We start from the raw sequence: 12,503 nt of genomic DNA, 5'->3' as shown, positions 1-12,503 counted from the left end.
TCTCAAAGGAAGATCGGCATGGTGGACTGGCCACCTTAGGCCGGAAGAAGTACCCCCGAAGACATGGCCTCGACCGTTGCCCCGTATGGCTCCTGGAAGTCTCCGATCACGGCCGACCGCATGCTCGGCGGCGCGGTCGGACTCGGTGGGGTCTCGCCCCTCGGCGGCGACCTCCTGTGGACCGAGAGCCGCCCCGGCGAGGGCGGCCGATCGGCTCTCGTACGGATGCGCTCCGACGGCTCTCGCGAGGACCTGCTCGCCGCCCCGTGGAGCGTCCGCTCCCGCGTACACGAGTACGGTGGAGGCGCTCTGTGCGTCGCCGCTGGGCGCGTGTTCTTCTCGAACGACCGGGATCGGCGCCTGTACGAAGCCTCGCTGGACGGTCACGACCCCCGCCCGCTCACTCCCGAGAGCGCCTGGCGCTTCACCGACGCGGCGGTCGACGCGAGCCGCGAGCGCCTGATCGCGGTCGGGGAGGATCACACGGAGCCCGGGCACGAACCCACCAACGCTCTGGTGACGATCGCAATCGCCGGAGGCCCGCCCCGCACTCTCGTCTCAGGCAACGACTTCTATGCCGCCCCGCGGCTGTCCCCGGACGAAACCCGACTCTGTTGGCTCACGTGGGACCACCCGAACATGCCGTGGCAGGAAACCACGCTCTGGGTGGCGGACCTAGACTCGGACGGCAGCCCGGGCACACCACGGCGGATTGCAGGCGGAAACGGTGAGTCGATCTTCCAACCGACCTGGGCCCCCGACGGCATCCTGCACTTCGTCTCCGACCGGACCGGGTGGTGGAACCTGTATCGCCGCGAAGGCGACTCCGACCGTGTGCTCGCGCCGCGCGAAGCCGAGTTCGGTCGACCGCAGTGGAGCTTCGCGACGAGCACGTACGACTTCGAAGACGCGAGTACGATCCTCGCGAGCTACGGCCGCGGTGGTCAGTGGCACCTCGCCCGCATCGATGTCGCGACCGGCGTAGCCACCGCCATCCACACGCCGTTCGTCGACTTCGGAAGCCTCCGCGTCACAGACGGGCACGCCTACTTCGTCGGCGCCTCGACGGCCTCCCCCGCCGAGTTGGTGGACCTCGACCTCGAAACCGGCCGGCATCGCGTCCTGCGCCGGTCGCTCGAACTCGACCTCGATCCCGCGTGGATCTCGATTGCCGAGCCGATCGAGTTTGCGAGCGGCGACCGCACGGCGCACGCATTCTACTACCCGCCGGCGAACCCGGACTTCACAGCACCTCCCGGCGAGCGGCCGCCTCTGCGCGTGCGGTCTCACGGCGGCCCGACGGGAGCGACGGATCCGTCGTTCAAGCTCCCGATCCAGTTCTGGACGAGCCGGGGCTTCGCCGTCCTCGACGTGAACTATGGCGGCAGCACCGGCTACGGCCGACCGTACCGGGACGCGCTCGCAGGCGAGTGGGGCATCATCGACGTCGAGGATTGCGTGAATGCCGCCCGAGACGTGGCCGGGCGCGGGCTCGCAGATCCCGACCGGCTGACCATCAGCGGCGGCAGCGCAGGTGGCTATACCGTCCTCTGCGCGCTCACCTTCCACGACATCTTTCGCGCCGGCGCGAGCCACTACGGAATCGGCGATCTCGGTGCCCTCGCTGCGGACACCCACAAGTTCGAATCGCGCTACACCGACTGGCTGGTCGCACCGTACCCCGAAGGCGAAGAGATCTACCGGGCGCGCTCGCCGCTCTTCCACACCGACCGGTTGTCGTGCCCCGCGATCTTCTTCCAGGGCGGCGAGGACCGTGTCGTACCGCCCAATCAAGCCGAGGGAATGGCGCAGGCGCTCCGTGAGAAGGGGCTGCCGGTCGCCCACGTCGTGTTCCCCGACGAGGGGCACGGTTTCCGGAAGGCGGAGAACATCAAACGTGCGCTCGAAGGCGAGCTCGCTTTTTTCGGCCGCATCCTCGGATTCACTCCCGCGGACAAGATCGAACCCGTCGAGATCGAGAACCTCCCGTAGCTACGAAGGGCTGGGGCCGACGAAAAGATGCTCGCCAGGATCGCTCCCGTGCGGAATCTCGGCCAGGATCGGCACGTCGATCAGATCCCGCAGGCTGTCGGTCAAGGTCTGCGTGGCCAGATCCTCTTCGGCCGATGCGTGATTCACCACGACGCCGATCACGTCGAGACCCCGCTGCGCTGCCGCCTCGAGGGTGAGCAACGTGTGGTTGATCGCCCCGAGCTTCGCCGCCGTCACGACGAGCAGGCGGGCCCCGATCCGCGCTCCGAAGTCCGCATAGGAAACGCCGGTCGCGAGTGGGACGAGGAGACCACCGGCGCCCTCCACCACGAGGCAGTCGAGGTCCTCGGCGCGCGATCGGTAGTCCCGGACCAGCTCGTCGACATCGATCTTCACTCCCGCGCGCTCTGCGGCGATCCCCGGCGCCAGCGCCTCGACGAGGCGAACGGCGCAGATGTCCTCGACGGGCTCGATCGATCCCGAGGCCGTGCGAAGCGCCGCCGCGTCTTCTGGGAACGGCTCGCCGTCGACGAGCTCACACCCGCTCTCTGCGGGCTTCCGCACCGCCACGATCCAGCCGGCGTCAGTGAGAGCGCGCGCGAGCCCACACGCGACCCACGTTTTCCCGACGCCCGTGTCGGTCCCCGTCACGAGGACGGCGCCCCTCCAGGACGGGTCGCTCACGACTCGGTGACCTCGCGGATTCCCGCCACCGTGGCGTCCACGAGACGATCGACCTCCTCCAACGTTATCGACAGAGGCGGCATGAGCACCACCGTATCGCCGAGCGACCGGATGATCACGTCGTGCTTGCGCGCCGCGAGACAGGCGCGGTACCCGACCCGCGCCGCGGACTCGAAGTGCGCGCGCGTCTCGCGATCCTGGACGAGTTCGATGCCGATCATCAGACCCTGCCTCCGCAGATCCCCCACGGAGGGAAGCGACCCGACGTCCTTCTCGAGGCGCTTATGGAGGTGCGGGATGATCTCGCCCACGTGCTCCATCGTCTTCTCTTCGTCGAAGACGTCGAGCGAGGCAAGGGCCGCCGCACAGCACAGCGGGTTCCCCGTGAACGTATGCCCGTGGAAGAACGTGGAGAGCTCCTCGAAGGGTGCGAGGAAGCCCTCGAAGATGGCCTCCGTCGCAAGAGTCGCCGCCAGCGGCAGATAACCGCCGGTAAGTCCCTTCCCCAGACACATCAGGTCGGGCTCGACGCCGGCCTGCTCGCACGCGAACATCGTCCCCGTCCGGCCGAAGCCGGTCGCGACCTCGTCGCAGATGAGAAGCGCACCCGCCTCCTTCGTGAGACGGGCCAGCTCGGCGAGATACTCGGGCGGGTGGGGCCAAATCCCCGCGGCGCCCTGAACGAGCGGCTCGACGATCAACGCGGCGATCTCAGCACCGTGGGCCTCGAACGTTCGTCGCGCCTCGTCGATCGCGACCCGTAACGCGGCCTTCGCGTCGAGCCCGCGCTCCCAGCGAAAGACGTGCGGAGGTGTCGTACGAATCGTGTCGAACAGAAGAGGCCTGTGATGACGATGAAACGCCTCGCTGTACCCGACCGACATCGCCCCGATGGTGTCGCCGTGATACGCCTCGGCGAGCGAAACGAATCGATTGCGCTGCGTTTCGCCGCGTAGCCCGAAGTACTGAAACGCCTGCTTCAGCGCGATCTCGACCGCCGTCGCGCCCGCGTCCGAGTAGAAGACGCGGGTGAGACCCTTCGGCGTCATCGCGACGAGCCGCTCGGCCAGATCTGCGGCGCCGGGGTGAGTGAGACCCAACATCGTCGTGTGCGCGATGCGGTCGAGCTGATCGCGGATGGCCGCGTTGATCTTCGGATGACGATGGCCGTGCACGTTGCACCACAGGGACGAAACCCCATCGAGGTACCGTCGCCCCTGATCGTCGATCAGATCGTTCCCGTCGCCGCTCTCGATGACGAGCGGCTCGTCGCCGAACCACTCCTGCATCTGCGTGAACGGATGCCAGAGTGCACGGAAGTCCTTCTTCACGGAGTCGTTCTTCGGATCCTCGTCCACCGGAGTCGTCATGCCCCCTCCTCTCGAGCCGCGTCCGCCAAGACCCGAACGACGCGATCGATCTGCCCGTCGTCATGCGTCGCGATCGGGGTCAAACGCAACCGCGCCGTGCCCGTAGGCACCGTCGGTGGCCGGATCGCCGGTGCCCAGACCCCTTCTTCCATCGCACGATGTGCGACGGCCAGCGCCGTCGCCGGCTCGCCCAGGATCACCGGCACGATCGTGCTCTCGAGCGGCTCCAGCCGGAGGCCCGCCGCGCCGAGCCCCTCGTGCAGCCGGCGCGCGTTGCGCCACAGCCGCTCCCGACGATCCGTCTCCGTACGCGCGATCCGCACCGCCGCCCGTGCAGCCCCGATCACGGCCGGCGGAAGCCCGGTACTGAAGACGTACGACCGAGCGCGGTTCACCAGAAGCTCGATCAGCGCGCGCGAGCCCGCCACGAAGGCGCCGTAGCTCCCCAGCGCCTTGCCGAGCGTTCCCATGCGGATGTGCACCCGGTCGCCGACGCCACGCGCAGCAGCCAGACCGGCCCCCTCCTCGCCGAACACACCCATCGCGTGCGCTTCGTCGAGCATGAGCCACGCATCGTGGCGAGCCGCGAGCGCGACCAGCCCTTCGAGCGGAGCCGTGTCGCCGTCCATGCTGAATACCGAGTCGGAAACGATGAGGCGACGGCGCGACGGCGTGGCTTGGATCTTCTCTTCCAAGTCGTTCAGGTCACGGTGCTCGAAGATGCGGACGTCGGCACGGGCGAGCCGACAGCCATCGATCAGCGAGGCGTGATTCAGAGAGTCGCTGAAGACGGCGTCGCCCTTCTGCGCGAGCGCTGCGATCACACCGATATTCGCGTGATAGCCCGACCCGAACACCAGGGCAGCCTCGCACCCGAGCCAATCCGCGAGCTCGCGCTCGAGGGTGTCATGGGCGTCCATGTGGCCACTGATGAGCGGCGACGCCGCCGCACTGGCACCGCCGGCCCGCAGCGCCTCGGCGCTCGCCTCGATCACCTGAGGGTCGCCGGCGAGTCCGAGATAGTTGTTCGACGCGAGGCAGAGGACCCGACGTCCGTCGAGCTCGACCTCGGGGCCCTGGACACCCCCGACGAGCCGGCGAACACGGAGCAGGTCGCGAGCCTCCAGATCGGCAAGATCCTCCGCCAGAGCACGCATCCCTCCGTGGCTAGGAAACCGACCCTTCCCTGTCAACCAAGCAGGAACCCTGAGTTGACAGGCGGATTCGCCCCCGGCCCGGCAGCCAATCCGCGTGGAACGCGGATTGATCCTCTACGAAGCCCAGGACCGAGTCGCGACACCCAGCACGGTCCTCCCCAGGAACACCCCAATGCGCTCATCCGGGTCGATGCCCACCTCGGACGTCTCGTAGACGGTCTGCACGTGCTCGGGGTCGTACTGCGATTCGAGCGTGGCAACAGGCTGTCTCGATGGATGGCGTAATGAAACCCCCAGAAAACGGGCACCCGATCCAGATCCGAGCCGACCCAACGACGAACGAGACGGGCGAAGGCGAACGCGCCATCGGTCATCATGCGTGCGGTACGCACGCTGTGATCGTTCCCGTACACGAAGCCCAGATGAAGCTTCCCCTCGTTGTGGAAGGAAGCCTCGTTCAGGCACCCACCGGCCCGCTCGAACAGGTCGACGGGGGTCGCGCGCGAAGCGAGTTCCAGCGCCACGCCGGCGCCCTGCAGCCCACCGCCGAGCACGGCTACGCGCTTCTCCATCAGAGGGGTAGTGGCATCCCGCCCCGCACCGTCAAAGGCGCGAATGCGGCGCGATCAGGAGATGGTGCGGGGCACGGCGCCGATCAGATGGGGCACTCTGTGCGAGCCCTCATCGCGGATCCGAAGGGCGACATCGATGCGCAGGGCCGCGTTGATCAGCCCGAGGTGGCTGAACGCCTGAGGGAAGTTGCCAAGAAGAGATCCGTTCGAGGGGTCGATCTCCTCGGCGAGCAGTCCGAGATGATTGCTCGCATCGGCGTGAGCCGAGAAGACCTCGAGCGCCTCGTCGACCCGGCCGATGAGCACCAAGACCTCGGCCAACCAGAAGCCACACAGGACAAAGGCCCCTTCGTCGCCGCCGACGCCGTCGTCTTCTCGGTAACGGTGCAAAAACGGGCCGGTCCCGAGTTCGCGGCGCACGAAGTCGACCGTGTTCGCGAGGCGCGGGTCGTCGCCCGGCAGGAACGCATGCGTCGCGAGTTGAAGCAGTGTCGAGTCCGCCGACTCGCCGTCGTAGACGCTCACAAAGTGCGAACCGTCGCGCGACAGGCCACGCTTCAGGATGTCCGCGTGGATCTCGTCGGCACAGGCATTCCATGCGTTGTGGCGGTCGCCCGAGCCGAAGGCACGCGCAATGCCGGCGCCCCGGTCCAACGCCAGCCAGATCATCAGCTTGGAGTGGACATTGTGACGCTTACCGCAACGGGGCTCCCAGATGCCGTGATCGGGGAGTCGCCAGGCGGTCTGAAGCGAGTCGATGACACCGCGAAGAATCCTCCACGCACGCACCGTGAGAGTCCCGCCAAAATGCTCGTACAGGTGCGCGGCGTCGACCAGAGCACCGGCGCTGTCGAGCTGAACCTGATCGCGCGCGCCGTTGCCGATCCGCACCGGACCAGAGCCGTGGAAGCCTGCGAGATGGCTCAGGACCCCTTCGTCGGGAACGCGAGAGCCGTCGATGCGGTACATCACCTTGAGACCGACATCGAGATCGACGGTGTCGCGCAGGAAGTGGAAGAAGTCGCGCGCCTCGGAGCGAAACCCGATGAGGTTGTTCGCGCGCACGGCAAGCGCGGCATCTCGGGCCCATGCGTACCGGTAATCCCAGTTCCGCGCACCGCCGAGCCACTCGGGCAAGGACGTCGTCGGTGCCGCGACCATCGCCCCGGTCGGCGCGTAGGTGAGGAGCTTCATCGTCAGCGCAGAGCGCAGCATGTGATGACGCCAGGGACCGTCGTACTCGAGCCCCGCCGACCACTCACGCCAGCGATGGCGCGTATCGCGCAGCAAATCGAACGGTCGATACGCCGCGGGAGGCTCGGGCTCGGACGCGTCCCACGAGATGACATTCCACACCCGCTGGCCAGTCCGCAGCTTGAGGCGTGCCTCGACCCCACCCTGATTGCGCTCGGTCCACGTGTTGCCTCGCCCGACCACCGAGACGACCTGCTCGCCGTTCTTGCCGCGCGCGAGCACCCCGTGCTCGCCGATTTCGATCTCGGCCGGGTCGGCGCCGTACGAAAAGCGTGGGTCGAAGATCACGTCGACTTCGAGCGTGCCCTCGAGGCACTCGATACGCCGGTGCACCTCGTGAATCGAGGCCCGCGGATCGTCCACCCACGGCATGAAGTCGGTCAGGCGTCCGACGCCCTGTCCCGGCACCGTGAACAACGTCTCGAGCACGTTGGTATCCGGGTCGTAGCGCTGGAGACTCTCGAACGGCCGGCGCGATGGCGTGATCGCTGCGAGCCCACCCTTCTCGGCATCGAGGATGGCCGCGAACAGGCTCGGGCTGTCGAACCGCGGCATGCACAGCCAGTCGATCGCACCGTCGACACGGACAAGCGCGGCCGAGAAACCGTCGCCGATGATCCCATGCGCACCGATGGGAAGATCGGCCGCCCGATCCGATTCGGTGAAGACGAAGGGCCGCGAGACGTGCTTTGCAGTGCTGTACAGATCCATGCCGATCCCCGGCAGATTAGCAGCTTTCGGAGTCTAGACGAGAGCCGGACGCGGGCTGTCCGTCGCGGACGATCTTGTCACCCCAGAGGTGTAAAATCCGGCAGGCGTGTGATTCTCTCCCCGCGTGGCTCGGACCCGAACAATCTACGTCTGCCAGCAATGCGCCGCGCAGCACCCGAAGTGGGTCGGGCGCTGCAACGAGTGCGGGGCGTGGGAGAGCGTGGTCGAGGAAACCCTGCGCGAAAAGCCCAAGGGCCCGGCACGCACGTCCATCGCGGTCGGCGGAGTCGCCGGTGCCAAGCCCATCCCCTTGTCGAAGGTCGAGCCCCAAGGGCACAAACGGACCTCGACGGGCCTCCAGGAACTCGACCGCGTGCTCGGTGGGGGCCTGGTTCCGGGCTCGGTCACCCTGCTCGGCGGCGACCCGGGGATCGGGAAGTCGACGATCGGGCTTCAGATCATGGCGGCGTTTTCCAGCTCGGGCCACCAGACGCTCTACGTGAGCGGCGAGGAGTCGCCCGAGCAGCTGAAACTCCGGGCCGACCGCCTCGGCGCCGACGAATCCGTCCTGGTTCTTCCCGAGACCTGCCTCGAAGACGTCCTCGGGCACACGGAGGCCGTCCAGCCGGCGATCCTCCTCATCGACTCGATCCAGACGATCCATTCCCGTGAGCTCAGCTCCGCCGCCGGCAGCGTTGCCCAGGTGCGCGAGTGCGCGGCGGCACTGGTCCGACATGCCAAGTCCACGGGCCGACCGACGATCCTCGTGGGACACGTGACCAAAGAGGGGACGATCGCGGGGCCTCGCGTGCTCGAGCACGTCGTCGACACGGTCCTGTACTTCGAGGGCGAACAAGGCGGAGGACTCCGCCTCCTCCGCGCCGTGAAGAACCGCTTCGGTCCGACGAACGAGGTGGGTGTGTTCGAGATGGAGGAGACCGGCCTGAAGGACGTGACCGACCCGTCCAAGCTTCTCCTCGCCGAGCGCCCCGAAGGCGCGTCGGGCTCCGCCGTGCTCCCGACCATCGAGGGCACCCGTCCGTTGCTCGTGGAAGTCCAGGCCCTCGCGGCCAAGTCGGCTCTCGCGATGCCTCGGCGTACGACACTCGGCCTCGATTCCAACCGAATCGCCGTACTCACCGCGATCGTCGACAAACGGGCCGGGTTGAAGCTCTACGAGCACGATCTCTTCGTGAGCATTGCCGGAGGCATCCGTGTGCGAGAGCCCGCCGCCGACCTCGCAATCATCGCCGCAATCGGGTCGAGCGCGCGCGACAAGCCGCTGGCGAACGACCTCGTGCTCTTCGGCGAGGTCGGTCTCGCCGGCGAGGTTCGCGGCGTGCGACACGCGGAGACGCGCCTGCGCGAAGCCGCGAAGCTGGGCTTCGCGCGCGCCATCATCCCCGAAGCGACGGCGCGGCAGATCACTCCGCCCGACGGGCTCATGATCACCGGTGTGAGCTCCGTTCCCGATCTCTTCGCAGATCTCTGGACGGCGACCTGACACCGCACCGGATCATGGACCGCCACAAGGCCATCCTGTCCCTGTTCATTCTCCTGGTCTGCACGACGAAGGTTGTCGAGGTCGCCTTTCGAGTCGAGGAGTTTCCGCTGACCCACACGGGGCTCTTCGAGGAATACGAGCCCATCGAGAAGATCCCGTGGACGTACGCGCTCGAAGGATGGCGCCGGGGGCGCTGGCGTGAGATCCGGCCCTGGTACCTCGGCATCAACCCGGGCGCGATGCGCGCCAAGCTCGGAGCGGATCTCGACGACCTGGCCCAGACCTGCGGAGAGCTCGTCGACTCCCTGAACCGGGCACGACCGCCCCGACTGCGCATGCAGCGTGGACGCGTCCGCGCGGTCGGCCACGCCCGCGCCGGCACCGGACTCGAGGACGATCGCCGCACCATCGAATGTGACATCAGCGTCTCGCTAGCGGAGAAGCCGTGAGCCGCCTCCTCGACCAATGGCAGCGGTGGTGGTTCGAACCAGCCCCGCTCCTCGGGCTGGACCAACCCGATCTCGTCACGATGCAGAGAGCGGCGTGGGCAACGACGAGCGCCCTCGTGCTCGCGGGCATCGGCGTGCTCACCCGCCCCGCCCTGCTCGCCGCGTTCCTGCTTCTCCTCGTTCAGGAGGGGCTGTTGATGTCGTTCGGCAAGACCGACCACGCGACGATCCCACTGCTCTACGCACTGCTTTTCTTTGCGCTCTCACCCTGCGATCGGCGCTTCTCAGTAACTGCGCTGGCGCGCCGGATGCTCGGACGCGATCTCGGACCGTCCGAGTCGACCTTCGCTCGTTGGCCAACCGAGCTTCTCTACGTCGTACTCTCGAGCTTCTACTTCTCCGCCGGCCTCTCGAAGCTACGCGTGAGCGGACTGCGCTGGGTCGACGGCAACACCCTCCAGTTCCATCTGCTGCAGAAGCAGGTGCCCCTCGGCATCGAGTTCGCGGAGTTCCCGTGGCTCTGCGCCGTTGCCTCGGCGCTGGTGCTCAGCTGGCAGATCGGCTTCCCACTCGGGCTCGTGCGCCAACTCCGTCCCGCCTTCTTGCTCGGCGGCGTCGCCTTCCATCTCGGCACCGGCTTCTTGATGAACGTCTGGTTCTGGCCGGTGCCGTACCTCTACCTCGTCTTCGTCCCGTGGTCGCGTCTCGCGACCACGGCTCTCCTGCGACTCAGACCGGCGGCAACTGCGCCAGCAGATCCGCGTTGACCTGGATCTTGACGCCGGACTTCAACTCGTCGACGTAGCGTTGGAAGAGACGCTGCTGGCTCTGCTCGACGAGGGCCGTGCGGGTCTGCTCCAGCTTCTCCTTCAGCTCATCGTCGGTCGGCAGGTTGGTGTCGCCGAGGCCGATGACGATGGAGTCGCCCAGCACGGTGAAGGACTCGTCCCCGACGGGCTTGTCGTCGGTGAGTCCGAAGACGGCGTCCTTCAGCTGCTGGTTCACCCCCATGCCGGGTACGTAGGGGCCTTGCCGGCTGAAGCTCTGGGAGGTCTCGACCGTGCGGCCCGAGGCCTCGGCGGCCTTGGCCAGGGAACCGAGCTCGTTGGCCTTCGCGAGGAGGGCCTTTGCTGCGGCCTGGCCTGCCTTTTCACCTTCCGTCCGGCGCAGGTCACCGGCGACCCGGGAGCGGACGTCTTCGAGGGCCGGCGTCTGCGACGGGACCTTCTCGTCGAGCCGCGCGATGACCCACTTCTTCTCGACCGCTGAGACGTCGGTGTGCTTCCCGGCCTCGAGACCGAAGAGCGCCATCGTCAGCGGGAACGAGCGACCCACGCCGGGGATGGTCGCGTTCTGCGCGAACGGCTCCGGCGTCGCAACCGTGAGGCCGTCCGCTTCCGCGACCTCGTCGAACGTCTTGCCCTCGCCGAGCGCCGCGTACGCGGCTTCGGCGGCTTCCTTGGCCTTCTCGCCACCCTGCGCCGTCTGCATTTCCGTCACGATCTCTTCGCGGACCTCGTCGAGCGGTTTCACCCGCTCTTCGCGGACCTCTTCAACGCGGATGATGTGAACTCCGAATGGGCTCTCGACGATGTCGCTCGTCTCACCGGGCGCGAGCGCGAAGGCAGCTTCTTCAAACGCAGGGACCATCCGGCCCTTCCCGAAGAAGCCGAGATCGCCTCCCTTGGTCGCGGACCCCGTGTCTTGTGAGACCTCGGTCGCGACGGCCGCGAATTCTTCGCCGCCCGCGATCCGCTCCTGGATGTCGACCAACTCGGCACGCGCCTCGGCTTTGTCTTCGTCCGATGCGCCGGCGTCGAGCTTGATCAGGATGTGACGGGCCGAGACCTCGTGCGGCTGCGTGAAGCGGCCTTCCTTGTTCTCGTCGTAGAACTTCGTCACGTCGTCGTCCGAAACCTCGACCTGCTCTGCATAGGTCTCGGGCCCGAAGACGAGCATCGCGGCGCGAACCGTCTCCGGCGTCGCGTACTTGGCCTTGTTCTTCTCGTAGGTGGCCTTGATCGCGTCTTCGTCATCCACGGCCACGTGTTCTTCGAACTCGACCGTAGGCAGCTTCACGAAGGTGAAGGTACGCGTCTCGAGCTCCGCGAGAGCCGTGTCCAGCACGGCGTCCTCGCTGACGGACACGCCGTCCTGAACGACTTGCTGCAGCCGCTGGATCGCGAGGTCGCGCCGACGGGATTCCTCGTAGTCGGCTGGCGTCAGCTGCGAGTAGCGCAGGGCTCGAACGTACGCCTCCTTGTCGAAGCGCCCGTCCCTCTGGAAGCCGGGGTTGCCGACGATCACATCGCGCAGCTCGTCGTCCCCGATCTCGATTCCGAGCTTCTGCGCCTGGTCGGCGAGCACGGCTCGGTCGATCAGGTTGTCGAGCGCTCGTTGGCGGAGGTTCAGCGAATCCCGCACCGCGTCCGTGAACTGGTCCTTGTAGGCGTTGCTATACGCCTGGACCAGATTGAACTCGGCCCGCTGGACTTCGAGTGGCTCGATAGTGGTCTCGCCGACCGTGGCGATGGCCGTGACCCCCGGGCCGCTCACGACCGCCTCGACGCCAAAAAAGACGAAGACGAAGCAGACGACACCCAGGATCAGGTAGATGATCCACGACTGTTTGTTCTCACGAACGAAATGCAGCATGGGCGGATTGATAAGACCCACCCCGGTTCAAGGCAACCTGGAGCGACCAATGTCTTCGGGCGGCCCGAAAAACTGCTTTCAAAACACTCGTTTTACACGATCGATCGGTTCCGTCCGTTGCTGCCCCGGTGAAGCTTCTGTTAACGATGGGCCAC

9 protein-coding genes are annotated in these 12,503 nt (G+C 67.0%); 4 read left to right on the top strand and 5 right to left on the bottom strand.

Translation table 11 applies throughout. From position 1 onward, the window contains the following. The first annotated feature begins 63 nt into the window (after nt 1-63). Nucleotides 64-1,992: a S9 family peptidase gene (locus tag P8R42_20695; GenBank protein MDG2307018.1), complete on the top strand. Its 1,929-nt coding sequence runs from the start codon at nt 64-66 to the stop codon at nt 1,990-1,992. Here the strand turns inward: P8R42_20695 and bioD are convergent, their stop codons facing one another. The 4 genes from bioD to P8R42_20675 all read right to left on the bottom strand — a co-directional run bounded on the left by bioD (nt 1,993) and on the right by P8R42_20675 (nt 7,740). Then, a complete protein-coding gene (gene bioD, locus P8R42_20690) occupies nt 1,993-2,676 on the bottom strand; it encodes a dethiobiotin synthase (GenBank protein MDG2307017.1) in 684 nt (227 codons plus the stop codon). Next, nucleotides 2,673-4,046 (bottom strand): adenosylmethionine--8-amino-7-oxononanoate transaminase, encoded by a 1,374-nt coding sequence (gene bioA, locus P8R42_20685; GenBank protein MDG2307016.1) that lies wholly within the window; start codon nt 4,044-4,046, stop codon nt 2,673-2,675. The genes bioD and bioA overlap by 4 nt, the downstream gene beginning before the upstream one ends. After that, nucleotides 4,043-5,203: an 8-amino-7-oxononanoate synthase gene (bioF, locus tag P8R42_20680; protein MDG2307015.1), complete on the bottom strand. Its 1,161-nt coding sequence runs from the start codon at nt 5,201-5,203 to the stop codon at nt 4,043-4,045. The genes bioA and bioF overlap by 4 nt, the downstream gene beginning before the upstream one ends. A gap of 626 nt (nt 5,204-5,829) precedes the next feature. Then, complete coding sequence (locus P8R42_20675; protein MDG2307014.1) at nt 5,830-7,740, bottom strand: glycoside hydrolase family 15 protein; 1,911 nt, start codon at nt 7,738-7,740, stop codon at nt 5,830-5,832. 124 nt (nt 7,741-7,864) lie between these two features. On the opposite strand from P8R42_20675, the gene radA reads away from it, so the two are divergent. Genes radA through P8R42_20660 form a run of 3 tightly spaced genes read left to right on the top strand, consistent with a single transcriptional unit; the run spans nt 7,865 to nt 10,460 of the window. Then, nucleotides 7,865-9,244 carry a DNA repair protein RadA gene (gene radA / locus P8R42_20670; protein MDG2307013.1) on the top strand — a complete coding sequence of 460 codons (1,380 nt, stop codon included), beginning with the start codon at nt 7,865-7,867 and terminating at the stop codon, nt 9,242-9,244. Between the two features lie 14 nt (nt 9,245-9,258). Further along, entirely contained in the window at nt 9,259-9,693 is a 435-nt protein-coding gene (locus tag P8R42_20665) for a hypothetical protein (protein MDG2307012.1), read from the top strand. Further along, nucleotides 9,690-10,460 carry a hypothetical protein gene (locus tag P8R42_20660; GenBank protein MDG2307011.1) on the top strand — a complete coding sequence of 257 codons (771 nt, stop codon included), beginning with the start codon at nt 9,690-9,692 and terminating at the stop codon, nt 10,458-10,460. Before P8R42_20665 ends, P8R42_20660 begins: the two co-directional genes overlap by 4 nt. Here P8R42_20660 and P8R42_20655 read toward each other — a convergent pair. Further along, nucleotides 10,423-12,348 carry a SurA N-terminal domain-containing protein gene (locus P8R42_20655; protein MDG2307010.1) on the bottom strand — a complete coding sequence of 642 codons (1,926 nt, stop codon included), beginning with the start codon at nt 12,346-12,348 and terminating at the stop codon, nt 10,423-10,425. The genes P8R42_20660 and P8R42_20655 overlap by 38 nt on opposite strands. Nucleotides 12,349-12,503: the final 155 nt, after the last annotated feature.

The organism is Candidatus Binatia bacterium (assembly GCA_029243485.1).
Classification (GTDB): domain Bacteria; phylum Desulfobacterota; class Binatia; order UBA12015; family UBA12015; genus VGTG01.
The sequence above is the reverse complement of the archived record's forward strand: the minus strand, read 5'-3'. Positions and strand labels throughout refer to the sequence as shown.